This window comes from Gaetbulibacter jejuensis (genome assembly GCF_039524015.1).
GTDB classification, from domain to species: Bacteria; Bacteroidota; Bacteroidia; order Flavobacteriales; family Flavobacteriaceae; genus Gaetbulibacter_B; species Gaetbulibacter_B jejuensis.
Genome location: NZ_BAAAGF010000004.1, coordinates 127,193 through 151,345 on the forward strand (window position 1 = coordinate 127,193; position 24,153 = coordinate 151,345).

Annotated in this window: 20 protein-coding genes; 12 read left to right on the forward strand and 8 right to left on the reverse strand. The window is 32.9% G+C overall.

Going from position 1 to position 24,153, the window contains the following annotated elements; genetic code table 11:
* The first annotated feature begins 2 nt into the window (after positions 1 to 2).
* Complete coding sequence (gene ctlX, locus ABD011_RS12630; RefSeq protein WP_343798768.1) at positions 3 to 935, forward strand: citrulline utilization hydrolase CtlX; 933 nt, start codon at positions 3 to 5, stop codon at positions 933 to 935.
* Here the strand turns inward: ctlX and ABD011_RS12635 are convergent.
* Positions 932 to 1,564, reverse strand: coding sequence for a chromophore lyase CpcT/CpeT (locus ABD011_RS12635; protein ID WP_343798769.1), 633 nt, complete (start codon positions 1,562 to 1,564; stop codon positions 932 to 934). The genes ctlX and ABD011_RS12635 overlap by 4 nt on opposite strands.
* A gap of 43 nt (positions 1,565 to 1,607) precedes the next feature.
* On the reverse strand, positions 1,608 to 3,692 hold the full coding sequence (locus tag ABD011_RS12640; protein WP_343798770.1) for an ATP-binding protein: 2,085 nt from the start codon (positions 3,690 to 3,692) through the stop codon (positions 1,608 to 1,610).
* 634 nt (positions 3,693 to 4,326) lie between these two features.
* Between ABD011_RS12640 and argS the strand changes: the two genes are divergently transcribed.
* The 3 genes from argS to yidC all read left to right on the forward strand — a co-directional run bounded on the left by argS (position 4,327) and on the right by yidC (position 9,804).
* Positions 4,327 to 6,102 carry an arginine--tRNA ligase gene (argS, locus tag ABD011_RS12645; protein WP_343798771.1) on the forward strand — a complete coding sequence of 592 codons (1,776 nt, stop codon included), beginning with the start codon at positions 4,327 to 4,329 and terminating at the stop codon, positions 6,100 to 6,102.
* 91 nt (positions 6,103 to 6,193) lie between these two features.
* Positions 6,194 to 7,834 carry a CTP synthase gene (gene pyrG / locus ABD011_RS12650; RefSeq protein WP_129761398.1) on the forward strand — a complete coding sequence of 547 codons (1,641 nt, stop codon included), beginning with the start codon at positions 6,194 to 6,196 and terminating at the stop codon, positions 7,832 to 7,834.
* A 68-nt stretch (positions 7,835 to 7,902) separates the two neighbouring features.
* Positions 7,903 to 9,804: a membrane protein insertase YidC gene (gene yidC, locus ABD011_RS12655; protein ID WP_343798772.1), complete on the forward strand. Its 1,902-nt coding sequence runs from the start codon at positions 7,903 to 7,905 to the stop codon at positions 9,802 to 9,804.
* A gap of 100 nt (positions 9,805 to 9,904) precedes the next feature.
* Here yidC and ABD011_RS12660 read toward each other — a convergent pair whose 3' ends face one another.
* A complete protein-coding gene (locus ABD011_RS12660; RefSeq protein WP_343798773.1) occupies positions 9,905 to 10,897 on the reverse strand; it encodes a fasciclin domain-containing protein in 993 nt (330 codons plus the stop codon).
* A 59-nt stretch (positions 10,898 to 10,956) separates the two neighbouring features.
* On the opposite strand from ABD011_RS12660, the gene ABD011_RS12665 reads away from it, so the two are divergent.
* The 4 genes from ABD011_RS12665 to ABD011_RS12680 all read left to right on the forward strand — a co-directional run bounded on the left by ABD011_RS12665 (position 10,957) and on the right by ABD011_RS12680 (position 15,554).
* The gene (locus tag ABD011_RS12665) at positions 10,957 to 11,667 is read left to right on the forward strand and encodes a toxin-antitoxin system YwqK family antitoxin (RefSeq protein WP_343798774.1); all 711 of its coding nucleotides are present in this window, start codon (positions 10,957 to 10,959) and stop codon (positions 11,665 to 11,667) included.
* A 99-nt stretch (positions 11,668 to 11,766) separates the two neighbouring features.
* Positions 11,767 to 12,954: a tRNA 2-thiouridine(34) synthase MnmA gene (mnmA, locus tag ABD011_RS12670; RefSeq protein WP_343798776.1), complete on the forward strand. Its 1,188-nt coding sequence runs from the start codon at positions 11,767 to 11,769 to the stop codon at positions 12,952 to 12,954.
* 32 nt (positions 12,955 to 12,986) lie between these two features.
* Complete coding sequence (locus ABD011_RS12675; protein ID WP_343798778.1) at positions 12,987 to 14,606, forward strand: S8 family serine peptidase; 1,620 nt, start codon at positions 12,987 to 12,989, stop codon at positions 14,604 to 14,606.
* Positions 14,607 to 15,554 carry an NAD(P)H-dependent flavin oxidoreductase gene (locus ABD011_RS12680; RefSeq protein WP_343798780.1) on the forward strand — a complete coding sequence of 316 codons (948 nt, stop codon included), beginning with the start codon at positions 14,607 to 14,609 and terminating at the stop codon, positions 15,552 to 15,554. It begins immediately after the preceding gene.
* 1 nt (position 15,555) lies between these two features.
* On the opposite strand, the gene ABD011_RS12685 is transcribed toward ABD011_RS12680, so the two are convergent.
* Positions 15,556 to 16,503 (reverse strand): TolB-like translocation protein, encoded by a 948-nt coding sequence (locus ABD011_RS12685; RefSeq protein WP_343798783.1) that lies wholly within the window; start codon positions 16,501 to 16,503, stop codon positions 15,556 to 15,558.
* Between the two features lie 407 nt (positions 16,504 to 16,910).
* On the opposite strand from ABD011_RS12685, the gene ABD011_RS12690 reads away from it, so the two are divergent.
* From ABD011_RS12690 to ABD011_RS12700, 3 genes are read left to right on the forward strand one after another with little or no spacing between them, the layout of a single operon-like run.
* Positions 16,911 to 18,284 (forward strand): MATE family efflux transporter, encoded by a 1,374-nt coding sequence (locus tag ABD011_RS12690; RefSeq protein WP_343798786.1) that lies wholly within the window; start codon positions 16,911 to 16,913, stop codon positions 18,282 to 18,284.
* A gap of 2 nt (positions 18,285 to 18,286) precedes the next feature.
* The gene (locus ABD011_RS12695; protein WP_129761389.1) at positions 18,287 to 18,514 is read left to right on the forward strand and encodes a hypothetical protein; all 228 of its coding nucleotides are present in this window, start codon (positions 18,287 to 18,289) and stop codon (positions 18,512 to 18,514) included.
* Entirely contained in the window at positions 18,515 to 19,084 is a 570-nt protein-coding gene (locus tag ABD011_RS12700; protein WP_131508198.1) for a phosphatase PAP2 family protein, read from the forward strand. It abuts the gene before it with no gap.
* Here the strand turns inward: ABD011_RS12700 and ABD011_RS12705 are convergent.
* From ABD011_RS12705 to ABD011_RS12715, 3 genes are read right to left on the reverse strand one after another with little or no spacing between them, the layout of a single operon-like run.
* Entirely contained in the window at positions 19,074 to 20,708 is a 1,635-nt protein-coding gene (locus tag ABD011_RS12705) for an ArnT family glycosyltransferase (RefSeq protein WP_343798788.1), read from the reverse strand. The two genes, ABD011_RS12700 and ABD011_RS12705, sit on opposite strands and share 11 nt — an antisense overlap.
* Positions 20,686 to 21,324, reverse strand: a complete 639-nt coding sequence (locus ABD011_RS12710) for a lipid-A-disaccharide synthase N-terminal domain-containing protein (RefSeq protein WP_343798791.1) — start codon at positions 21,322 to 21,324, stop codon at positions 20,686 to 20,688. Before ABD011_RS12710 ends, ABD011_RS12705 begins: the two co-directional genes overlap by 23 nt.
* Positions 21,324 to 22,037, reverse strand: a complete 714-nt coding sequence (locus ABD011_RS12715) for a glycosyltransferase family 2 protein (RefSeq protein ID WP_343798793.1) — start codon at positions 22,035 to 22,037, stop codon at positions 21,324 to 21,326. Before ABD011_RS12715 ends, ABD011_RS12710 begins: the two co-directional genes overlap by 1 nt.
* A 101-nt stretch (positions 22,038 to 22,138) precedes the next feature.
* On the opposite strand from ABD011_RS12715, the gene ABD011_RS12720 reads away from it, so the two are divergent.
* A complete protein-coding gene (locus tag ABD011_RS12720) occupies positions 22,139 to 23,080 on the forward strand; it encodes an NAD-dependent epimerase/dehydratase family protein (protein WP_262733149.1) in 942 nt (313 codons plus the stop codon).
* Here ABD011_RS12720 and meaB read toward each other — a convergent pair.
* Positions 23,075 to 24,151, reverse strand: a complete 1,077-nt coding sequence (gene meaB, locus ABD011_RS12725; RefSeq protein WP_343798797.1) for a methylmalonyl Co-A mutase-associated GTPase MeaB — start codon at positions 24,149 to 24,151, stop codon at positions 23,075 to 23,077. The genes ABD011_RS12720 and meaB overlap by 6 nt on opposite strands.
* Positions 24,152 to 24,153: the final 2 nt, after the last annotated feature.

Consider the following 24,153-nt stretch of genomic DNA (forward strand, 5'->3'; position numbering starts at 1 on the left):
TAATGCAACAGATTACGAATACTATTTTAATGATTCGTCCTATAAACTTTAGGATGAACGAACAGACAGCTGTCAACAATTATTTTCAAGAAACTATAGATGTTAAAAATGCTGAGATTAATGCCAAAGCTCAAGAAGAGTTTGACGCTTTTGTTGCAAAGTTAAGGCAAGTTGGCATTAATGTAATTGTTGAGCAAGATGATGTGTTAGCAGATACTCCAGACTCAATTTTTCCTAATAACTGGGTGAGTTTTCATGAAAATGGTGATGTTGCAATTTATCCAATGTTTGCCGAAAACAGAAGAAAAGAAAGACGCGAAGAGATATTTATTAGGCTTGAAAACGAAGGCTTCAAAATTGAAAATATTATTGACTATACAAGTGCAGAAGATGAAGGTATTTTTCTTGAAGGAACAGGAAGTTTATTGTTAGATAGAGCTAATGGTAAAGCCTATTGTGCGTTATCACCTAGAGCAGACGAAGAGTTGTTTATTGAGTTTTGTGAAGATTTCGACTATTTTCCTGTAGTATTTACCGCTAACCAAACTGTAGATGGTAAGCGGTTACCAATTTACCATACTAATGTAATGATGTGTTTAGCTGAAAACTTTGCTGTGATTTGCTTGGATACTATTGATGATAAAAAAGAACGCAAAAATGTTATTCAGCATCTAAAATCGGATGGTAAAGAAATTATAGAAATTACTGAGTCTCAAATGCATCAGTTTGCTGGTAACATGCTTCAATTAAAAGGAGCAAACAATACACCTTATTTGATAATGAGTAAAGCTGCTCATGATAGTTTGACAGCATCGCAAATCTCAAAAATTGAAAAGCATTGTGAGATAATTTCTAGCTCTTTAGAAACTATAGAAACTTGTGGAGGCGGAAGTGCTCGTTGTATGATGGCTGAGGTGTTTTTACCAAAAAACTAATCTAGCTTATTAAAGATATAACCGCCTTTTTCGGCTCCCCAAATATGTTCTCCTTTATCGTCAAATCCTCTATCCCATGAGATGATTTTGTCTTGGAAAATTTCAACTTCGCTAGTTGCGTATGAAGCTCCATATAGAGTGCTTTCGCATGTTTTTTCTCCTGTTTCACCTTTAAAATGATTAGAGTCTAAACGTTTAAGGAGTACTTCACATCCTTCTTTTTTAGAAACTTGTTGTATTGATAGCGAGTCAAAAGCTTGAGGTGTTTTCCATTTTCCTATCCATAACGAGTCGTTTTCAATTGTGTAAATAGCAGAACTATAAACACTATCATTTAATTTAGTTACTTCGTATATACGTTGTCTGTAAGGATTGTTTTGTCTTGCGTTTAAAGCTTGCTCTACATAAAGGTAATTACCTTTGTCTTTCCAAATAGGGTACATGTGAAGCGAAATATTAAAATAAGTTGAGTCAACTTTTGCTTGAGCTTCAGAATTGTATGAACCTTGCATTATTGTAAATAACTCTTCAAGGTGATTAGGAGCTTCTGTGCTTTCAGCTGTTTTTTGAGAATCTTTACAACTATAAAATGCTATTAGTGTAGCAAGTGAAAGTATAAATTGTTTCATCTTAGTGTTATGGCTTTTGCGCTAAGATAAACAAAAATGTTATTTAAGAAGAAGACTTTGTTTTTGGGAGTTCAACAAAAAATTTAGTTCCCACATTTTGAACACTTTCAACCCAAATTCTACCATCATTAAGTTCAACTAGTTCTTTGCAAATAGTTAATCCTAATCCTGTACCTTTTTCGTTTTTGGTACCTATTGTAGTAAATGTATTGTTTTTAAATAGCTTGTTTAGATTCTCTGGAGAAATACCAACTCCAGTATCTTCTACGCATATTAAGGATTTACCATTTTGGTCTCTGTTTGAAACAGTTATAGCATCACCAATTCTACTAAACTTAACAGCATTTGTAAGTAGATTTTGAATTACAATTTCTATCATGCTTTTATCGGCATAAACAAAATCTCTTTGCGACTCGTCAATTAAAACAATTCGTTTTTGTTCAACCTTTTGTTCTATTAATCCCATTTTATTGTGGAATACATCTTGGATGTTGAATAACTCAGGGTTAGACTCTAAGTTTTGCATTTGGGATTTAGACCAGTTTAATAGGTTAAAAAGTAATAAAGAAGCATTGTCAGCATTCTCACTTAATTCAGGGATAAGCTCATAAAATTCTTCTTTGGTAAGACTGTCTTCGCGAAGCAAATCAATAAATCCTTTAATGGACGAAATCGAATCTTTTAAATCGTGAGATACTATAGAAAACAAACGATCTTTTACTTTGTTAACCTCTTCTAAATGGTGTGTTTGCTCTAATATAGCTTCGTTTTGTAACTCTATCTGTTTGTTTTTTTCTTCAAGTTCTCTAGCGTATTCTAAGCGTTTTCTATGTTTTAGGTGAGAAATAACTAAAACAAGTAAGGATACTAAAACAGCAAAAGCTAAGACGTAACTTAGCAGTTTTAATCGTTTAATAGATTTTTCATTCTCTTTATTTATTGCTTCATTTTCAATACTCACCTCGTTAGTAAACGCTTCGTCAATATTGGTTTCAGTAACAGGAGTAGTAATTACAGGTATTTTGGGTTGACTCTCTTTATCAAGTTCAGTTTTTAAGTCATAATATTTTCCTTGCCAGAAAAATGCATTTTGATATTGCTTTTGTATGGAGTCTAGCTCTTTGTGGAGTTTGTAGTTTTTTAAAAGCTCATGTTTGTTAACTCCATTTTTTGCAATACTGTAGGCTTCGTCTAATTGTGCTTGGGCAAGTTTTAACTTGTTTTGTTTTAAATTGAGATGACCTATGGAGTTTAATGACCTAAGTAATCCATCTTCATTTTGTGTGTTTCTGTTGTATTTTAATCCTTCAAGTAAATACTCTGCAGCTTTTTCATATTCTCTAAACTGCAAATATTCTTCACCAATTCGAGGTAAAATTTCTCCTCTTAAGTCATTATCATTTTCAGTATCTAAAAGATTTAAAACTTTCTCAAAATACTCAATAGCTTTTCTGTGTTCTTTTCTTTCAGAATAAAGTAAAGCAATGTTTTTGGTTGAGTTTTTAATTCCAGCATTGTCTTGTAGTTGGGTTCTAACGTTTAAAGCTTTATAATTAAACTCAAGCGCTTTATCTATTTGGTTTGTATTGTAGTAAGCTTCGGCTAAACTATTGTAGGCTAAACTAAGTTCTTCTCTTAAGTTCATGCGTTCAAAAACCTGAATAGCTAATAAAGCATTTTCAAGACCTTCAGCATAGTTTCCACGTTTAATTTCAATAAGACCAATACCATTACTAACTCTGGCATAACCTAGTGTGTCGTCAAGTTCTTTAAATAGTCTCTTGGACTTATTGTAACTATCAATTGCGTTGTAGTAATCATTTTTTGTTGAATAAATAAGGGCTTTAAAATATTTGGCTTCGGCAATTGCTCTTTTATATTTTAAAGTTTCAGATAACCTTTCAGTTTGGTCAATAAACAATAACGCTTTTTTGTAGTCTTTTACAGTGTATAGCTTTTCAATTAATAAAAGGGAAGTTTCAACCTTTGCAGAATCCTGAGGTTGGTAAGCTAATTGAATAGTTAGGTGTTCAATCTCTGATTGAATAAAAAGACTATCCTTCTCTATTTTTTGAGCAAAAGTAGAGAGCACAGAAAAAAAAGCAGCTAAAGTTATTAACTGTTTCATCTTCTACAATTAGTGTTATAAATTGCAATGCTGCTTTGACGCCAACTTGCCTTGAGGGATAGGAAAAGTAAAAACACAAAACACAATAACAATCCTGTTAAAGGTTGAAAAATAGGTATCATCAACGATTGGGACTTTGATTAATAGCTTTCCAAAAATCTTTAAAAGGGTTATAAAAAGCTAATTTCTAGGTTTTACTACCAAAAAATTAGATAAAAGGAATATTATTTAATTTTAAAAATTTTCCTACTCGATGAACGGTAAAAAATCATAGAAAAACTACACTTTTATCGACGAAATGCACGTTAATTAAAGTTATTAACAAATTTTTGTTTAAAATATTGATTGTCAGAATTTTAGTATTAAAAATAAATTTTGAAGTAATTTGATAACGCTACGCTATAACTTCACAAAACTTAATTAATTTACCATTCTTAATTTAAGACTGTTATTTTTTTCAAACAAGAGTATATTTTAAAAAGCAGACTTCAATGGCAAATTGTCAATCGCTTTTTTTACATTCCATATAAACTTAGATTTCTGTATTGTGCTTTAAGATTAAGTATTTAAGCGGCATTGGGTCTTAAAATTTTAATAAAAATGCTATCTTTGCACACTTAAAAATTAACTACAAATGAGTCTTCAAGATATATTGACAAAACACGTACAAGAAGCTATAACTTCATTGTATAACGCTAATTTAGAATCGGTTGAATTCCAAGCTACTCGTAAGGAATTTGCTGGAGATATAACAATTGTTGTTTTTCCTATGTTGCGTGTTGTAAAAGGTAATCCTGTGCAAATAGGAGAAGCTGTAGGTCAATATCTTGTTGAAAAGGTTGATGAGGTAAAAGCATTTAATGTAGTTAAAGGTTTTTTGAATGTTGAAATTAATGATGCCTACTACCTTAATTTCTTTAACGAAATTTCTAATCAAGCCACTTATGGGTTGGTAACACCAAAAGAAGGCGACAATGCAATAATGGTAGAGTATTCTTCACCAAATACTAATAAACCATTACACCTTGGTCATATTAGAAATAACTTGTTAGGATATAGCGTTGCTGAAATTTTAAAAGCATCTGGGAAAAAGGTATATAAGACTCAAATTATAAACGATAGAGGTATTCATATTTGTAAAAGTATGTTGGCTTGGAAACGTTACGGTAATGGTGAAACTCCTGAAAGCACAGGCTTAAAAGGCGATAAGCTGGTAGGTAATTATTATGTGAAGTTTGACCAAGAGTATAAAAACGAAATTCAGCAATTAGTAGAAGAAGGAAAGACTGAAGAAGATGCAAAAAAACAAGCTCCTATTTTGGTGGAAGCTCAGCAAATGCTTCAAAAATGGGAATCTGGAGATCCTGAAACAGTTGCACTTTGGGAAAAAATGAACGGTTGGGTTTATGAGGGTTTTGATGTTACATATAAAAACTTAGGTGTTGATTTTGACAAACTGTATTACGAAAGTCAAACCTATTTATTAGGGAAAGAATTTGTTGCCGAAGGATTGAAAACAGGAGTTTTCTTTAAAAAAGAAGATGGCTCTGTTTGGTGCGACCTTACCGATGAAGGGCTTGATGAAAAAATTGTGCTTCGTAGCGATGGTACAGCAGTATATATGACACAAGATATTGGTACAGCTATTCAACGTATTAAAGATTTTCCTGATGTTGGCGGAATGGTTTACACTGTAGGTAACGAGCAAGATTATCATTTTAAAGTACTGTTTTTAATCCTCAAAAAATTAGGTTTTGATTGGGCTAAAAACTTATACCATTTAAGCTATGGTATGGTCGATTTGCCTTCAGGAAAAATGAAAAGTAGAGAAGGTACTGTTGTAGACGCTGACGATTTAGTAGAAGACATGGCCAAAACTGCCGAAGAGATTTCTGAAGAACTCGGTAAGTTAGACGGTTATACCCAAGAAGAAAAACAAGAACTGTACAAAACCATTGGTCTTGGTGCTTTAAAATATTACATCCTTAAAGTAGATCCAAAAAAGCGAATTCTTTTCGACCCTAAAGAATCTATCGATTTTCAAGGAAATACAGGACCATTTATTCAATATACGTATGCAAGAATTCAGTCTATTTTAAGAAAGTCTGATGTGGATACGTCTGCAAAAGTTACAGTTGATTTACATGAAAAGGAAAAAGAATTGCTAAAGCAAATTCAACTGTTTCCTGAAGTGGTTCAAAATGCAGCAGAACAACACAGTCCTGCATTAATTGCTAATTACACTTATGACTTAGTGAAAGAGTTCAATTCATTTTATCAAAATGTATCTATACTTGGTGCTGATAATGACAACGAAAAACAGTTTAGAGTACAGTTATCTAAGGTAGTTGGTAACACCATTAAAAATGCGTTTGGGCTATTAGGAATTAATGTTCCTGAACGTATGTAATAATATTGTATTTTTAATAGCAATTAAAACCCAAAACACTACCTAATAACTATTAAAATTTTGTAAATTTGCCTGCGTTTAAAAGCGCAACATGACAACAAACACAAAATACATCTTTGTAACTGGAGGCGTAAGTTCTTCCTTAGGAAAAGGAATTATAGCTGCTTCATTGGCAAAATTACTACAGGCTCAAGGTTACAGAACCACAATCCAAAAATTAGACCCTTACATTAACGTTGACCCAGGAACTCTTAATCCTTACGAACATGGTGAATGTTATGTTACCGATGATGGTGCAGAAACCGATTTAGATTTGGGTCACTATGAGCGTTTTTTAAACGTGCCTACAAGTCAGTCAAACAACGTTACTACTGGAAGAATTTATCAAAGTGTTATTGAAAAGGAACGTAGAGGTGAGTTTTTAGGTAAAACGGTTCAGGTTATTCCTCATATTACTGACGAAATTAAAGAACGTATTCAAATCTTAGGAAAATCAGGAGATTACGATATTGTTATTACAGAAATTGGAGGAACCGTTGGTGATATTGAATCCTTGCCTTACATTGAAGCTGTGCGTCAATTGCGTTGGGATTTAGGTCAAGACAACGCTATCGTTATTCACTTAACATTAATTCCATTTTTATCTGCAGCTGGTGAGTTAAAGACAAAACCTACTCAGCATAGTGTAAAAACCCTAATGGAAAGTGGAGTTCAAGCAGATATTTTGGTTTGCAGAACAGAACATGAATTACCTGAAGATTTAAGACGAAAACTAGCTTTATTCTGTAATGTTCGTGAAGAAGCTGTTATTCAATCTATAGATGCATCAACAATTTACGATGTGCCTAACTTAATGTTAGAACAAGGTTTGGATAAAGTAGTGCTTAAAAAATTAAATTTAGAAAGTGATACTCCAGATTTAACGCAATGGAATCAGTTTTTAAACCGACATAAAAACCCAAAAGGAGAAGTTACTATTGGGCTTATCGGAAAATATGTTGAACTCCAAGATTCATACAAATCAATACTTGAAGCTTTTATTCATGCAGGAGCAGAAAATGAAGTGAAAGTAAATGTAGAATCTGTTCATTCAGAATTTTTAACACCAAAAAATGCTGCTGGTAAACTTCAACATTTAGATGGAGTATTAGTTGCTCCTGGTTTTGGAGAGCGTGGTATAGAAGGAAAAATTGAAGCGGTTAGATATGTGAGAGAGCATAATATTCCGTTTCTAGGGATTTGCTTAGGTATGCAAATGGCAGTTATTGAATATTCTAGAAATGTACTTGGATTAAAAGATGCCAATTCAACCGAAATGGATGAGCATACGCAATATCCTGTTATTGACCTTATGGAATCTCAAAAAGATATTACTGATAAAGGTGGGACTATGCGTTTAGGTGCTTGGGATTGCGAACTAATAAATGGTAGTATTGTACAACAAGTGTATGGTTCAAATGCTGTAAAAGAGCGTCATAGACATCGTTATGAGTTTAATAACGCATTTAAAACGCAAATTGAAGACGCAGGTATGAAAGCTACAGGGTTTAATCCTGAAACTGGTTTGGTTGAAATTGTTGAAATTCCTTCACATAGCTGGTTTGTTGGTGTGCAGTACCATCCTGAATATAAGAGTACTGTTGCAAATCCGCATCCTTTATTTGTAGCATTTGTAAAAGCTGCTTTAAACTTTAAAAAAGACGAGAAAAGTGTCAGTATGACACAAAAATAATATTGGACAGTTTTTTGATACACCAAAAGACATCCACTCCTAACTTTAATTGGGGAAACTAAATACTTATGGAAGAAAAAAAATTAGACGTTAATTCCGTTATTGGGTTTATACTTATTTTCGGAATATTATTATTCATGCTTTGGCAAAACCAACCAACAGAAGAGGAATTAGCCGAACAAGAAAAAGCAAAACAAGAGCAAATTGAAGCTGAGAAAAAGCAACAAGCACAAGAGGCAACATTAACTACAACTGCTCAAGACTACTCAAACAGTTCAGTAAAAGACTCTACACAATTAGAGGCATTAAAATTAAAATTAGGCGCTTTTGCTTATGCAGCAACGTTGCCTTCAGCAACTGATGGAGAAACTGCTGTTGAGACTGATGTGTTTTCTTTAAAGTTTAGTAATAAAGGTGGATACTTGTCAGAAGTTAAGCTGAAAAACTTTGTCGATTACGATTCTGTTCCTATTCATTTAATAAAAAAGAATAATGTTGATTTTAATATCAATTTTGGAACAACAGATAATAGAACCCTAAATACTAAAGAGCTTTATTTTCAACCATCGGTTACTAAAAATGGTGAAAACACTATAGTTTCTATGAAATTAAAAGTGTCAGAAACTAAGTTTTTAGAATATCGTTATGAGCTAAAACCTGATGATTATATGATTGGGTTTACAGTTAAATCTCAAGGTTTAAATGATGTTATCAATGGTTCTCAAAATATAGATTTAAACTGGCAACTTGATGGATACAGACATGATAGAAGTATTCAATATGAAAACCGTTACACAAGATTAACCTATCAGCATGATGGTAAAAAAATAGACAAGTTGGCGCAAACTGGTGATGACGAAGAAGATGTTGAAGGTGTAAGCTGGTTATCATACAGACAGCACTTTTTCAGTTCTATTTTAGTATCTGATGCACCTTTTAAAACAGTAAAGTTAACGTCTAAGAATTTAGTTGAAGATGAAGATGTAGATACGTTGTTTACAAAATCATTTGCTTCAAAGTTACCGTTACAAGTAAAAGGTGGAGAGCTTAATGAAAACATGAGTTTTTATTATGGACCAACTGATAGTAAAGTATTAAAGACTTACGACCAAAATCTTGAAGAAAGTATTCCTTTTGGATGGGGAATTTTTGGATGGATCAACAAGTCGGTATTTATTCCTCTATTTGGATTTTTAAGTAGCTTTTTACCTTATGGTATTGCTATTATTGTGATGACTATTTTGGTTAAAATTTTATTATCATTTGTACAATACAAGCAGTTTTTGTCACAAGCAAAAATGAAAATTCTTAAGCCAGAATTAGACGCAATAAGAGAAAAGTACAAAGACAATAAATTAAAAGCACAACAAGAAACTATGAGCTTGCAAACAAGAGCAGGAGCAAGCCCATTGAGTGGCTGTTTACCTGGTTTAATGCAAATTCCTGTGTTTTATGCATTGTTTATGTTTTTCCCAACAGCTTTTGATTTGCGTCAGAAAAAATTCCTTTGGGTTGATGATTTATCGTCTTATGATATCATTGCTGAACTTCCTTTTAATATCCCATTATATGGTGATCACGTAAGTTTGTTCCCAATATTGGCAGCTATTGCAATTTTCTTCTACATGCGTATGACTACAGGTCAGCAAGTAGCAGCTCAACCTACTCAAGAAGGTATGCCTGATATGCAAAAGATGATGAAATACATGATTTATTTTTCACCATTATTAATGCTTATATTTTTTAACCAATACGCTTCAGGATTGAGTTTGTATTACTTTATTTCAAACTTAATTAGTATAGGTATTATGTTAGTGATTAAGAACTTTATCATTGATGAAGATAAAGTGTTGGCTAAAATTCAAGAGAAAAAGAAACAACCTAAAAAGGAAAGTCGTTTTCAACGAAAAATGAAAGAAATGATGGAGCAAGCTGAACAACAAAAACGCCAACAACAAGGAAGAAAATAAATTAAGATTATCTAATTAATAACTAAAAAAGCCTTTAAACATTTTTGTTTAAAGGCTTTTTGGCTAACTAAAACTAATCAATTAATACAATCACTATTAATTATAGAGGAGGTAATATTACTTTATCTATGGCATGAATTACTCCATTTGTTGCTTGAACATCTACAGCAATAATGTTGCTAACTCTATCATTCATATCAGTTAATGTCGCTCCACCAGTAACATTTGCTGTAATATCTCCACCTAATGTGCTAACTGTCATGTCGTCCATTAAATCTGTTGATCTTACATTTGCTCCAGCTACTGCATGGTGATCTAATGTTGCTTTTAAAGTTGGTTCATCTATATCTGATAAGCTATTTAATGATAGTTCGGCTAATAAGTCACCAAAGGCGTCGTTTGTTGGTGCAAACACAGTAAAAGGAGCAGGAGCTGTTCCGTTAGCTGTTGATAATGTTGTAACGTAGTCAAATGTTAAATCATCTCTTGTTAAAGCAGTAACTAAAGTTGAAAAATTTGGATCTGCTGTTGCAAAAGTAACTACATCTGGTAGTCCTATAACAGCATCAACAATATGTACTGTTCCGTTTGAAGCGTCAATATCTGGAGTTGTAACTGTAGATATACCATTAAATGTTACACCACTAGAAGTGTTGAAATATAAACTAAGCTTGTTGCCTCCAACACCATCTGCATTTGTTGAAGTGTAACCAGAACCCATAGTAGTTAGGTCTGTAGAAGTCACATTTGCAGAAATAACATGATTCAATAAAATTTGTGATAAAACATCAGTAGGTACTTCGTCTAAGCTTGCAAAACCATTATCTGATAAAAAGGTTGCAAAAGCATCGTTTGTTGGAGCAAGTACTGTATATGGTCCATTACCAGAAAGTACTACATCTAGGTTACCATCAGCAGCTTGTAATGCAGCAACAAGACTACTTAAGTTTGGTGCTGTTAACGCAGTTTCAACAATGTTTAACTCTTCAGGAGTTCCTCCATCATTGTTATCGTCATCACTACTGCAAGATTGAAATGCAAATACTACAGAAAGTATTAGGGCAAATTTTGAAATGTTTGAAATAATTTTCATTTTTTTGAGTTTTAATGTTCAACATATACAAACGTCAGTTTGTTTAACAAATTTACTAAATGTTTAAACAAAATATTATAACAGTTATAATTTTAACATTTTTTTATGCAAATTTATCTGCGCAAAATTCTATAAATCAATACGATAATAACGGGAAACGTCATGGTGTTTGGAAAAAGAACTTTGACAAAACCAATGAGCCTCGTTATGAAGGACAGTTTGAGCATGGAAAGGAAGTAGGTGTTTTTAAATACTATACGCTTAAACAAAAAAAGAGTGTATTGAGTGCTACCAAAACATTTAACCCTAACAACAATATTGCTGAGGTTAAATTTTTTGCTTCAACAGGTAAACTTATTAGTGAAGGCAAAATGAACGGAAAACTCTTTATAGGTAAGTGGGTGTTTTACCATAATAAAAGTGATGCTGTCATGTCTATTGAATATTATAATGATAAAGGCGAGTTACATGGCGAAAAGCAAGTACTATATGATAATGGACAAATAGCAGAAAAAACAAACTACGTCAACGGGAAAATAGAAGGTATTTCAACTTGGTATTCTGAAAAAGGGATTGTAGTAAAAGAATTTAGTTATGAAAATGATGAATTACACGGCTTGTCTAAATACTATAATGCAGATGGACAGTTATTAGCTCAAGGGGAATACAAGCGTGGTAAAAAACATGGTATTTGGAAGTATTATACCAATGGGAAACTGACTGAGGAAAAGAATTTTACAAAAACGAGTAACAACCCTAAACAACAATAGTTATAAACTATAAACAGCATAATTTTTTATAATGGTAACTTTGTGGAGTTGCCATTTTTTATTTTGTAATTTTGCAAAATCAAATTTTAAAGGAAAATCGTGAAACGAGTTATAGTTGGACTTTCAGGTGGTGTTGATTCTAGCGTTGCGGCTTATTTATTAAAGGAGCAAGGTTATGAGGTTATTGGCTTGTTTATGAAAAACTGGCATGATGATTCAGTAACTATTTCTGATGAATGTCCTTGGCTAGATGATAGTAATGACGCTATGTTGGTAGCAGATAAATTAGGTATACCTTTTCAAACAGTAGATTTAAGTGAGCAATATAATGAGCGTATTGTAGACTATATGTTTGATGAATACCAAAAAGGACGCACGCCAAATCCTGACGTACTCTGCAACCGAGAGATAAAATTTGATGTCTTCATGAAAATTGCTCTCGATTTAGGAGCAGATTATGTGGCAACTGGTCATTATTGCAGAAAAGGAACGCTTCAAAAAGATGGTAAAGAAGTTTATCAGTTATTAGCTGGTGTTGATGGTAATAAAGACCAATCTTATTTCTTATGTCAGTTGTCGCAAGAACAGCTGTCAAAAGCATTATTCCCTATAGGTGAATTAACAAAACCACAAGTTAGAGAAATAGCAACAAAACTCGATTTGGTAACAGCTGAGAAAAAAGATTCTCAAGGATTATGTTTTATTGGTAAAGTAAGACTGCCTGAGTTTCTTCAGCAAAAATTAAAACCGAAAGAAGGTGTTATTGTTGAGATACCACAAGCTATTGATGTGTATAAGCAAGAAACTCCTGAGTTTAATTCTGAAGAAGAAAAACTACAATATTTATCACGAAAAATTGAGTATTCTATTACTGATGGAAAAGTTGTAGGGAAGCATCAAGGAGCACATTATTTTACTAAAGGTCAACGAAAAGGATTAGCTGTTGGTGGTACTGCTGAACCATTATTTGTAATTGAGACAGATGTTGATGACAATATCATATACACAGGTCAAGGAAAATCGCATCCTGGTTTATTAAAAAAAGCACTTTTTGTCAATAACGATGAATTGCATTGGATTCGTGAAGATTTAGCTTTAAATGTTGATGAAACAATGAAGGTGAAAGCGCGTATTAGATACCGTCAACCTTTACAGGAAGCAATTTTACATAAAGTTGATGGTGGGCTTTACGTTGAGTTCGAAGCTGCACAATCTGCAATTACCGAAGGTCAATTTGTAGCATGGTATTTAAATGATGAATTAGTTGGTTCAGGAGTAATTTCTTAAATTGCAGTTGCAATACTCCCAAATGCCAACGCATGAAACACAAAATACTTTTACTTCTTTTTACAGTTTTTGCCTTTCAGTTATATGCGCAAGATGAAGATGCTTGGGTGTATTTGGAAGAAAAGGAAAATGTTGAAACTGCAATAAGTAATCCGTTAACGATTCTTGCACAAAGAGCAATAGACCGAAAGAATGCTCATGGTGTTACTATAGATGCCAGAGATGTTCCTGTAAATGAAAACCATATTACTACATTAAAAGCACAACCAGGAATTACGGTCATGGCAAAGTCTAAATGGCTTAATGCTGTTCATGTTAGAGGAACGGTTGAAAACATCAATATGCTTTTAGGTTTAGAGTTTGTAGTTAATATCGATTTTGCTGATAAAAGCTTGAATGCTGAAGCTGGAAGATTTTCAGAAAATGAAGATAAATTTGAAATAGAAGAAACACTAACCGATTTCACCTACGGAAATACCCAAAACCAAGTACAAATGATAAGTGCAGATGATTTGCATTTAGATGATTTTACTGGTGAAGGTATGCTAGTTGCGGTTTTAGATGCAGGCTTTACAAATGTTAATACCATGTCAGCTTTTCAGCGCTTGAGAGATAATGGCGATTTATTGGATGGTTATGATTTTGTGGATAGAACAGAAAATGTATATGCCTATACAGCAAATACTCATGGTACAAGAGTGTTGAGTACAATGGCAGCTTATTTACAAGACGAGTATGTTGGTACTGCTCCAGATGCATCGTATTATTTATTTAGAACTGAAGATGCTGGAAGCGAAAACCCTGTTGAAGAAAGTTATTGGGTTGAAGCTGCTGAACGTGCAGACAGTTTAGGTGTTGATGTGATTAACACTTCTTTAGGATATACAACTTATGATAATCCTAATTACAGCTATACTAACGAAGATATGGATGGTCAAACCGCATTTATTACAAGAGGAGCAACTATTGCTTCAGAAAAAGGAATGTTGGTAATTACATCGGCTGGAAATTCTGGAGGTAATGCTTGGGTAATTGTTGGTGCACCTGCCGATTCTCCAAACGTATTATCCATTGGAGCAGTTGATAGCAACGAAGATTATGCGTTTTTTAGCTCTCAAGGAAGTGCTATCCAACCCACACAAAAACCTGATGTTGCAGCTCAAGGTTTAGGAGCTTATGTGGTTAATGAAAATGATGAAATTATTACTAATAATGGCACGTCATTAAGTTCGCCAATTCTAGCTGGAGGAGCTGTATGTTTGTGGCAAGCATTACCTAATGCTTCAAATATCGAAATTATGCAGTACATAAGGATGTCTGCTTCACAATATACCACACCAGACAATTTTTTAGGCTACGGAATTCCAGATTTAGCCTTAGCTTATAACATAGCATTGTCAATGCAAGAACAGGAAATTGTTGAATTTAAACTTTTTCCAAACCCAGTAAATGACCTTTTAAATATCCATATTCCTAGTCAATTTGAATCTACTAATTTTTTAATGTATGATATGGTTGGGAATATAATTTTGGAACAGACACTAACAAACTCAGTAGAACAAATGGATTGTTCTGAAATTGCTTCAGGTGTGTATGTGTTAGTACTTCAATCTGGAGACTCATCAAAAACGTTTAAACTTATTAAATCATAAATGACAAACAGAATTACCAAACTGTTCAATATTCAATATCCTATTGTTCAGGCAGGAATGATTTGGAATAGTGGTTGGAGGTTAGCTTCAGCTGCTAGTAACTCAGGTATTTTAGGGCTTTTAGGAGCAGGTTCAATGTATCCTGAAGTATTACGTGAGCATATTCAAAAATGTAAAAAAGCAACTGATAAACCATTTGGTGTTAATGTGCCAATGTTGTATCCAAATATTGAAGAGATTATGGATATTATTGTTGAAGAAGGTGTAAAGATTGTATTCACTTCAGCAGGAAATCCAAAAACTTGGACCTCTTGGTTACAAGAAAGAGGGATAACTGTTGTGCATGTGGTGAGTAGTGTAAAATTTGCTTTAAAGGCACAAGATGCAGGAGTAGATGCAATTGTAGCAGAAGGATTTGAGGCTGGAGGCCACAATGGAAGAGATGAAACAACTACACTTACTTTAATACCTATGGTAAAAGAGCAATTGCAAATTCCATTAATAGCAGCAGGTGGTATTGCCACAGGAAAAGCAATGCTTGCGGCTATGGTTTTAGGTGCAGATGGTGTTCAAATAGGAACACGATTTGTGGCTAGTGAAGAATCATCGGCACATGCTGCCTTTAAAAATGTTGTTGTTGATGCTAAAGAAGGTGATACGCAATTAACCTTAAAAGAGTTGGCTCCTGTACGATTAGTGAAAAATAAGTTTTATAACGATGTTCAGGAATTATACAAAAAAGGACCAACTGTTGAAGAGTTGAAAACCTTATTAGGTAGAGCAAGAGCAAAAAAAGGTATGTTTGAAGGTGACCTTATTGAAGGAGAACTTGAAATTGGACAAATTTCAGGCTTAATTCATGATATAAAACCTGTAGCTGAAATTGTATCTGATATTGTTGAAGAATATAGAGAAGCCAAAGAGAGTATAAAAAACGAAATGTTTTAAGTTATTTCTCGATAAGGTTTGTAATAGAGATTTTATACAATCTACTTAAACCATTTTCATAGCTGTAAAAAGTGGTTTTTAAATCTTCAATACTTTGTTTTTCTTTAAAGCTAGTCGTTTTTAATCGTTTGCTTGTAAAGTATAAAATGCCATTTTGAGTGTCAACAAATGGGCAATATTCCATTTTGTTGGAGTTGACTTTTTGTCCCATGTTTTTAGAAATACTCCATTCGCCATTTTCCTGCTTGTAGCTTACATATAAATCACCACTACCATAACCATCATCACGATTATAGCAAGTATAGATTATAAAAGATTCATCAGGAGCTATAAAAGCATTAAACTCATAACCTTCAGAATTAATGGAGTCACTTAAAGGTTTAGGTTGTGTATATGCTCCATTTTTAAATTCGCTAATGTATATATCGTCTTTTCTTTTAAGAGAAGGATTATCTAATGTAAAATATAGGTTGTTTGAATTTGTAACCACAGGATAAAACTCGTCCATTTCAGTATTTACAGGAGCGCCTAAATTAATAGGAGCAGACCAAGAAGCTTCAGTAGAAGAGCGTTCAACATACCAAATATCAAAATCTTTTACAGTTGTAGATGTGTTGTTCATGGGTCTGTTCGATGCAAAAAATAACTTAAGACCATCACTTGAGAAAAAAGGTTCGATGTCAAAATACTGTCCAGAAAATGAAATAACTTCAGGGTTACTCCATTTCGTGTCAGTTTTACTAACAATCATTAATGCAGAAATGTCTCCCATAAAACTTTGTGCAGAAAATACTGCTTCTTTTCCGTTGGGAGAAATGGCTAAATCTCTAACATTAGGAAACTGAGATACGATGTCTTCTAAAAAAGGCTCTATAACATCTTCAGTTGATGATTGAGAAAACGAAAATAAGCTGTAAAGAAAAATGATACTAAGGGTAATTTGTTTCATTGTTTGTGCTTTTAAGCAATTTACAAAACCTTAGCATTGGCAGATTTTAAAAATATGTTAATTTATAACAAGGCTAAAGCCATAAAAAAAGAGGGTAGAAATACCCTCTTTTTATTGAAACGTTTTTTAACGTCATTAATTTTTTAAATCCCTCTAAAATAATAGCTAAAAAAGTTTCTTTATTTTCAATATATACCAAGTAAACACTGAAATTTATATTGAAAATAACTTTGATAAAAATATTGCTTTTAACTGATTTATAGAAATTATACTAAAGTAACTTATTAACAATCTGATTATATAATTGCTTGATATTCAATATTCATAAAGGTTTTTTGAAAAATATTCAGTTGAAAATTCTTATATAGTTTTCTATGGCATACCTTTGAAACCTCAAAAAAGCATAAGTGGTTTTATCAAATTATACTAAAGAATTCAAATACAACTGGAAACTTGCTGCTCCTGTAATGTTGGGCATGTTAGGACATACTTTTGTAAGTTTTATTGATAACATTATGGTTGGCCAATTAGGAACTGCTGAGTTGGCTGCAGTTTCACTTGGTAATAGCTTTATGTTTATTGCTATGTCTTTAGGTATTGGGTTTTCAACAGCCATTACACCTCTTGTGGCTGAAGCTGATGCAGCCAATGATTTTAAAAATGGAAAATCGGCTTTTAAACATGGATTGTTTCTATGTACAATACTAGGTATTTCATTGTTTTTAATGGTGTTTTTCGCAAAACCGCTTTTGTATTTAATGAAGCAACCTATTGAGGTCGTTGAGTTGGCAATTCCATATCTAGATTTGGTTGCTTTTTCTTTAATTCCGTTAGTGGTTTTTCAAGCATTTAAGCAGTTTAGCGATGGTTTGTCAATGACAAGATACCCAATGTATGCTACATTGATAGCTAATATTGTAAATGTTGTTTTTAACTATTTGCTCATTTTTGGGAAATTTGGTTTTCCTGAGTTGGGTATTGTAGGAGCTGCTTATGGAACATTGATTTCGCGATTTGTAATGGTGGCGTTTATTTGGATATTATTGAGTAAAAAAGAAAAATCTAAAGCTTTTGTAACAAATATCAAGTTTTTTGTTTTAGATAAACTAATGCTTAACAAACTGATTAATTTAGGAACACCTAGCGCTATGCAAATGTTTTTTGAAGTAGCCATTTTTACAGCAGCTATATGGTTGAGTGGTTTACTAGGTAAAAACCCACAAGCGGCAAACCAAATTGCACTTAACTTATCGTCAATGACATTTATGGTAGCAATGGGACTTAGTGTTGCTGCAATGGTGAGAGTAGGAAACCAAAAAGGCTTGAATAACTTTTTAGAACTACGTAGAATCGCTATTTCTATATTTTTATTGGCAACAATACTTGCTATTTGCTTTGGTATTTGTTTCTTTTTGTTTCACAACCACCTACCAAAATTGTATGTAGATTATGACGATGCTGTTAACCTTGTTGATAATACCGAAGTGGTTAGTATCGCGTCAACGCTTTTAATTGCAGCAGCAATTTTTCAAATAAGTGATAGTGTTCAAGTTGTTGTTTTAGGTGCTTTAAGAGGTTTGCAAGATGTAAAAATACCAACTATAATTACCTTTATTTCGTATTGGGTTATTGGATTTCCTATAAGCTATTTTTTAGGGAAAGAAGAAGTCTATGGGAGTTTTGGTATTTGGCTAGGTCTTTTAGCAGGTTTAACAACTGCAGCAATTTTATTGTATATTCGATTTAATTATTTAACTAACAAACTCATTAAAACAGCATAATTATGGAACTGCCTAAATTTATACTTGGAGACAATACCCAATTTCCTAATGCTATATATATTATTCATACCGATTTTCCTAGGTTTATTATTAATTTAGAAAATGATGAGGTGGAATGGTTAGAAGAATTTGATGAACACGATCAAAGAGAATTAGAGTCTGAAATTGAAAATTTAATTCAGGCAGCTACCGATTTTTATGATAGCGAAATAGAACAATACAACGATTAGATGATAGACCAATTAATAGAATACGATAAAGAATTATTCCTGTTTTTAAACAATTTAGGCGTTGAGTCTTGGGATGGATTTTGGATGTTTTACACCACAAAATTTTACTGGATTCCACTTTATGCCATTTTACTATACTTAATGTTTAAAAACCACGATCGAAAAACGTTTTTAATAACTGTTTTGGTTGTAGCACTTATGGTGTCTTTTACTGACCAAGTTACCAACTTATTTAAATATGGCTTTGAACGTTTTAGACCTTGCCATGACGAGACCGTAAATTCATTAATGCGATTGGTAAAACCTTCTTGTGGTGGTAGATATGGTTTTTTCTCAGGTCATGCCTCTAACTCAATGGCTGTAGCTGTATTTACAGGTTTAATGTTAAAACATAAATACAAGTATCTTATCTTTTTAATGCTATTTTGGGCAGCAGCAATGGCTTACAGTAGAGTGTATATAGGAGTGCATTTTCCGTTGGATATTTTCTGCGGAATGATTTTTGGCGCGCTATCAGGTTTTGGGTTTTATAAACTCAATAAGTACTTAGCTAAACGCTTTACTTCTTAGTAAGAATATAATAGGTGTTTACCAATCGTCCTCTATAACTTTTACTGTCTTTAGCTGAAGTGTTGAGGTCATAAGTAGCAACTTTTTCAATGTGGTATTTAGAGAGTAAGAGTTCTTGATGTTCAGGGCTTATACCATTAGCAAGCATCCCAAACACTGGTTCGTCAGGAAAATTTATTGTACCATCTTCTTGAGTTATATTTGGAATTTTATCACCAAACTGCCAAATCATTTCAGGTGAGATATAATTAAAACCATACACGTTTATAGCTTCTTTTTTAGTGTCTTCTTTTAAGTTTGAAATAGGTTTGTAATTATTGTTTATTAAAGCTGTTGAAAGCGGTAAACCAGATATTAATAATGCAGCAAAAAAGAAAATAGTAAGATAAAACACCTTTTCCATGTTTTTTAGTTTCAACTGAACAAAAATCAGTACACCCAATAAAACTAAGGTTATGGAAGCTATGGCATAAGGAAACTTATAACCCGAAAGCTTTTCGCCTAAAAATAAATAACCTACAATAGGAAACGCTAAACCAATTAAGGCGATAAGTCCAAAATTAAAATACACAGGTATAGTTTCGCGCTTGTCCTTTAAATCTTTAAAGCATCTTATGAGATATTCAATATAAAAACCAGTGTTAATAGCTAAAGGAATTAAAACAGGCATTAGGTATCTTGATTTTTTCTCAGGAATTAATGAAAGCAAAATAACAGCAGCAATGGTCCAAATAAAACTAAACCTATAGGCTTTAGTATTACTCACTCTTCGCTTTAAATAGGGATATATTAAGCTAATAAAAGCAGGAATAGTCCAAATTCCGCTTTGCGTAAAAAAGCTCCAGTAATAGTAAAAAGGTCTTATATTGTAACTAGACCAATTTCCTGTTTCTCGTTCAGCAATCGCAGTAAAGGTTGCAGGATCGTTAACTCTTACATACAAATACCACCAACCACCAACTATAAGTCCAATAATTAAAAAAGCGAGTAATGGTAATATCTGTTTTTTTATAGCAGTGAATTTAAAAACCACTCCATATGCAATTAAAAAAGGCAGTAATAAGGCATAAAAAGAAACTGGACCTTTACAAAGTATTGAGCATCCTAAAAACAAACCAGCTATAAGAATTGCTTTGAAATTGTTTGGAGTGCCTTGTAAGTATTGAAATAAAAAATAAATAGCCATTAACATAAACCCATGAGTAAAAATATCCCATGGAGCTTCAATACTAATTCCAATAACATAAAAGGAAGTCACTACAATTAAAGCATTAATTAAACTATGGTTTTTATTATTTAAAAGTTTATTAGAAAGTAAGTAGGTAAAAACACCTGTGATTGCTATAAATATAATAGCAGGAAAGCGAATAGCTAGTAGGTTTTTTATTCCAAAAATCATCCCAAAAAACGCAGCTAACCATGTTGGTAAAGGAGGCTTTTCATATCTAGCTTCACCATTCATGGTTGTAAGGAGCCAATTACCATCTGTTAGCATTTCTCTGGCAGTAATAAAATTACGTGCTTCCATAATACTTACTGAAAGGTATTGTACGCCAAAAGTGAGCATTAAAAGCACTAGTACTGTTATGGTAAGTATAGGGTTATGCTGTAGTTTCTTTAGCATTTGATTTTTTTATTAAGAATAAATTTCTGGCATAGATCATTAAACCAAGACCATGACCTATAAATAACACAGGATCTCTTCTGTAAACGGCATAAATAAGAATTAGCAAAGAACCTATTAAGCTCAACATCCAAAATCCAAAAGGAAGAGACGATTGCTTTTTGCGTTCAGAATAAATCCATTGGTAAATAAACCTAAACGTGAAAATAATTTGAGATACAATACCTAAGGTTAACAACCAGGTTGGAATAGCTTCATTTTTGAATAAAACATCTCTATCAATAACATTGTTGTTAAAGTAATATATGGCAATTAGAGTAGGAGCACCTAGTAAAATGTATTGCATTATTCTTGGGAATTTCTCCCATTCGCCTTGTAATTGCAAATTGCGTATATAAATAAAATAGGTTAACCCTTGTCCAAGCATAATGGCAAAATCATCTCTAAGGTAGCCATATATAAATAGTAAGAAAGAGGCAATTAAGCTTAAGGTCCAAAATAAGGTTGGAGTTATTACTTTTTGGTGTTTCTCAGAAGTTATCCATTGTATTATTAAGCGCGAAGAGAATAAAATCTGAGCGATAAAACCTATGCAATATATCAACCAATCGTTCATTAACCTTGTTTAGAAACTGTATAGTTGATGTACTTTTTTTTCATCCATAAGTAAGCAAAACAATCCATAAGTGGTCCAAGTAATCGGTTCCATAAACCAAATTTTGCAGTACCAGCAATTCTTGGAAAATGACGTACAGGAATTTGGGTAACTTTACCATTTTGCAATAATATCATTGCTGGTAAAAAACGATGTAAACCCTTAAACATAGGAATACGCTTAGCATATTCGGTTTTAATAACTTTTAAAGGACAACCAGTATCGTCCATTCCGTCTTTGGTAAAAGCTCTTCTAATACCATTAGCAATTTTAGACGACATGTTTTTTACAAAACTATCTTTTCGGTCTGCTCTTACACCAGTTACTAAATCGTAAGTGTCAATATGTTTTAAAAGTAAATTAAAATCTTCAGGAGCAGTTTGTAAATCAGAATCTATATAACCTACAAGTTCAGTGTCAGCATAATCAAACCCAGCTTTTATAGCAGCACTTAAACCTCTATTAGCTTCAAACAAAATGTAGTTGAAAGCAGTGTTTCTATTGCAAATATCTTCAATAAGTTGCTGACTGCTATCTTTTGAGCCATCATTTACAAATAAAATTTTTGTAGGTAAGGAAGCGATTTTCGTGTAAGCTAGTAGTTCCTTTTCAACTCTTTCTAAATTATCTTCTTCATTATAAACAGGAACTATGATAGTGAATTTGTAATTCATCTGTTAAAAGTTAGTTGCTACAAAAGTATTGTTTTTTAACTAAACTGAAATTATTCTTTTTAATGGAATAATTGTTAATTTGCAATCTCTAAACTAATAAAATGAAAATACTTGTTACAGGAGCTGTCGGTTTTATTGGCTCTCACACAGCTGAAAGACTTAAAGCTTTAGGGCATGATGTTTTAGGAATTGATAATTTTAATGATTATTACAGTCTGGAATTAAAGCAATTAAATGCTGATGCTTTAACCCAAAAAGGCATTTCAATCTTGAAAAAAGATTTAAGAGATTCTGACCTTGCTGAAGTGTTACCTAAAGACATCGACTATATTTTTCACTATGCTGCTCAACCAGGTATTTCATCAACTTCTACGTTTGAAGACTATTTTAGCAATAATATAATAGCAACTAAAAATTTAATGGATTACGCTTTACAGTGTAGCAATCTTAAATTATTTGTAAATATTGGAACCTCTTCAATTTATGGTTTAGAAGCGACTTTCCCTGAAAGTATTGCGCCAAAACCAGCATCTCACTATGGTGTTACTAAATTAGCTGCTGAGCAGTTAGTGCTTCAAAAAAGTAGAGAAAAGCAATTAAAATCATGCTCATTAAGGTTGTATTCTGTTATTGGCCCAAGAGAGCGTCCTGAAAAAATGTACACAAAACTCATAGATTTAGGGTTGAAGGACGAAGCGTTTCCGTTGTATGAAGGCAGCGATAAACACCTTAGAAGTTTTACTTACGTAGGCGACATTGTAGATGGTGTAGTGAGTGTAATTGGTAATGAAGATAAGGTCAATGGTGAAATCATTAATCTAGGAACTGAGGTAGAACACACCACTCAAGAAGGTATTGAAGCTGTTGAAGCTGTTTTAGGAAAGTCTATAAAAATTAATGTTATTCCAAAGCGTCCTGGAGACCAATTGCGTACTAAAGCAAATATCGATAAAGCAAGAAAGTTGTTAAACTACAATCCGCAAACTACATTGTTAGAAGCTGTGAAAGCTCAAGTAGAATGGTTTAAAGCCAATTTTTCATAAACTCAATATATATTCTGCAGCAGCAAATGGAGTGGTTTTACCATTTTCTATAAGTTCAAGCTGAGATTTGAGTGCTTCTTTTATTTTTGAATCTCCAAAGAAATCAGATTTTAAACGGTCTTCAATTGTTTGTAGTAGCCAAAATTTATTTTGTTCGTTTCTATGATGTTCAAAATAATTGTTCTTTTGGGTTGCTTCAACATAGTCATTTATAATATCCCAAATAGCGTCAATACCTTCTTGTTGTAAAGCACTACATAGTGTAACTTTAGGTTGCCAACCAGAAGCTTTAGCAGGATATAAATGCAATGCTCTATTAAATTCTACTTTGGCAAGTTTAGCAGCTTTTAGGTTGTCTCCATCTGCTTTATTAATAACAATGGTATCTGCCATTTCAATAATACCACGTTTAATACCTTGAAGTTCATCACCAGCTCCTGCAAGTTTTAAAAGTAGAAAAAAGTCTACCATACTATGAACAGCAGTTTCACTTTGACCAACACCAACCGTTTCAATAATAATGGTGTCAAAACCTGCTGCTTCACATAAAATAATAGTTTCTCTAGTTTTTCTGGCAACACCACCTAACGAGGAGCCAGAAGGAGAAGGTCGTATAAAAGCATTTGGGTCTTTTACCAAATCTTCCATTCGAGTTTTGTCTCCCAAAATGCTGCCTTTGGTTAAGCTACTACTTGGGTCAACTGCCAAAACAGCTACTTTTTTACCATTTGTTGTGAGTTGCGAACCAAAAGCTTCAATAAATGTGCTTTTGCCAACTCCAGGAACTCCTGTTATACCTATTCTTACCGATTTGTTAGCATAAGGCAAACAGTGTTTTATAATGGTATTGGCTTTTTCTAAATGTAAAGGGTTAGAACTCTCTACCAAAGTTATGGCTCTGCTTAAATATGTAATGTCACCTTTTATAATACCTTGAGCCAATACTTCGGCAGAAGGTTTATGACGTCTTCGGTTTTTTATGGTTTCAATAGAATCCTTGTTTGTAATTTCAGACTCTGAAACTCCTTTCTTTTCGTGTAAAGCAGACGATGATTTAGTGTTTTTAGCCAAGT